Raw genomic sequence first — 2,417 nt, 5'->3', positions numbered from 1 at the left:
CATCAGCGCCCCTTGCCACCATCAGGACGGAAAGCGGGCGCCCGCCCTCCGCGCGGGCCGTGGGGACACGGCCCCGTACGGCGGGAAGACCCCCACCCACCGTCTCGACCTGGAGTTTTCATGACCACGAGCCAGACCGCCGCTCGCCTCGCGGGCGCCCGCCCTCCGCGCGGGCCGTGTCCCCACGGCCCCGTACGGCGGGAAGACCCCCACCCACCGTCTCGACCTGGAGTTTTCATGACCACGAGCCAGACCGCCGCTCGCCTCGGCACCGCGGCCACGAACTCGTCCGCCGCGCGCCCGCTGCGTCTCTTCCTCGGCCTCGACGCCGTCGTCACCGCCGCCAACGGCCTGATCTACCTGGCCGCCGCGGGCCCCGTCGGCGACCTTCTCGACATGGACACCACGCTGCTGCGCGGCATCGGTGTCTTCCTCACCGTGTACGGCCTGCTCGTCGGTCTCCTGGCCCGCCAGGACGTCCCGTCCGCCGCGGCCACCAAGGTCGTCATCGAGGCGAACCTGCTGTGGGCCGTCGCCAGCATCGCCACGGCGATCTTCGGGTGGTTCGACCCGAACACGATCGGCACCGTGTGGATCCCGATGCAGGCGCTGGTCGTGGGCGCGTTCGCCGTGCTCCAGATCAGCGGGCTGCGCAAGCTCGGCAACTGACCGACCGACCATACGCCGCGTGCCCGGTGACGGCAGGTGACGGCAACCGGTAAGGGGAGAGATGAAACTCCACGTCGCGGAGCTGGCGGACATACGGGAGCGGGTCCTCGCGGGACCCGGCGAACCGGCCACCGCCGCTCAGAAGGCCAAGGGCAAGCTCACCGTCCGCGAGCGCATCGCGCTGCTCCTGGACGAGGGCTCGTTCCGCGAGGTCGAGCCCCTGCGCCGGCACCGGGCGACCGGTTTCGGCCTGGAGGCCAAGCGGCCTTACACCGACGGTGTCGTCACCGGCTGGGGCACGGTCGAGGGCCGTACGGTCTTCGTCTACGCGCACGACTTCCGGATCTTCGGCGGCGCGCTCGGTGAGGCGCACGCCACGAAGATCCACAAGATCATGGACATGGCCATCGCCGCGGGCGCCCCGCTGGTCTCACTGAACGACGGCGCGGGCGCGCGCATCCAGGAAGGCGTCACGGCCCTTGCGGGCTACGGCGGCATCTTCCAGCGCAACACCAAGGCGTCGGGCGTGATCCCGCAGATCAGCGTGATGCTGGGCCCGTGCGCGGGCGGCGCGGCGTACAGCCCGGCGCTCACGGACTTCGTGTTCATGGTCCGGGAGACCTCGCAGATGTTCATCACCGGGCCGGACGTGGTCCGCGCGGTGACGGGCGAGGAGATCACTCAGAACGGCCTGGGCGGCGCGGACGTGCACGCCGAGACGTCGGGCGTCGCGCACTTCGCGTACGACGACGAGGAGACGTGCCTGGAAGAAGTCCGCTACCTCCTCTCGATGCTGCCGTCGAACAACCGTGAGAACCCTCCGGCACACGACTGCGAGGACCCGGCGGACCGGTCGGGCGAGGCGCTGCTCGACCTGGTGCCCGTGGACGGGAACCGCCCGTACGACATGCACCAGGTGATCGAGGAGCTGGTGGACGACGGCGACTACCTGGAGGTCCACGAGCGCTGGGCGCGGAACATCATCTGCGCGCTCGCCCGCCTGGACGGCAAGGTCGTCGGCATCGTCGCCAACCAGCCGCAGGCGCTGGCGGGCGTCCTGGACATCGAAGCCTCCGAGAAGGCGGCCCGCTTCGTCCAGATGTGCGACGCCTTCAACATCCCGATCGTCACCCTCCTGGACGTCCCCGGCTTCCTGCCCGGCGTCGACCAGGAACACGGCGGCATCATCCGCCACGGCGCCAAACTCCTCTACGCCTACTGCAACGCCACGGTCCCCCGCATCTCCCTCATCCTGCGCAAGGCGTACGGCGGCGCGTACATCGTCATGGACAGCCAGTCCATCGGCGCCGACCTCACCTACGCCTGGCCCACCAACGAGATCGCCGTCATGGGCGCCGAGGGCGCGGCCAACGTCATCTTCCGCCGCCAGATCGCGGCCGCCGACGACCCCGAGGCCATGCGCACCCGCATGGTCAAGGAGTACAAGGCCGAGCTGATGCACCCCTACTACGCCGCCGAGCGCGGCCTRGTGGACGACGTCATCGACCCCGCGGAGACCCGCGAGGTCCTGATCGCCAGCCTGGCCATGCTCGCGAACAAGCACGCCGACCTGCCCTCGCGCAAGCACGGCAACCCCCCGCAGTAAGGAAGCACCGCCGTACGACAGAAACCCACACCCCTTCCGCACCGGAGGTCACATGCCACCCACAGCAGAGGTAGACATCCGCATAGAAAAGGGCACCCCCACGGAGGCAGAACTGGCAGCCCTGACGGTCCTCCTCCTCTCC

3 protein-coding genes are annotated in these 2,417 nt (G+C 69.9%); all 3 read left to right on the top strand.

What is annotated here, in order from left to right; all coding sequences use genetic code 11:
* The first annotated feature begins 237 nt into the window (after nt 1-237).
* Nucleotides 238-669: a hypothetical protein gene (locus AB8Z36_RS38130; protein WP_369217953.1), complete on the top strand. Its 432-nt coding sequence runs from the start codon at nt 238-240 to the stop codon at nt 667-669.
* A gap of 61 nt (nt 670-730) precedes the next feature.
* Nucleotides 731-2,275, top strand: a complete 1,545-nt coding sequence (locus AB8Z36_RS38125; protein ID WP_369217952.1) for an acyl-CoA carboxylase subunit beta — start codon at nt 731-733, stop codon at nt 2,273-2,275.
* 52 nt (nt 2,276-2,327) lie between these two features.
* Nucleotides 2,328-2,417 (top strand): acyl-CoA carboxylase subunit epsilon (locus AB8Z36_RS38120; RefSeq protein ID WP_369217954.1); only part of this gene is annotated, 90 nt, incomplete at its 3' end.

Source organism: Streptomyces flavofungini, from assembly GCF_041028215.1.
GTDB lineage: Bacteria > Actinomycetota > Actinomycetes > Streptomycetales > Streptomycetaceae > Streptomyces > Streptomyces flavofungini_B.
The sequence above is the reverse complement of the archived record's forward strand: the minus strand, read 5'-3'. Positions and strand labels throughout refer to the sequence as shown.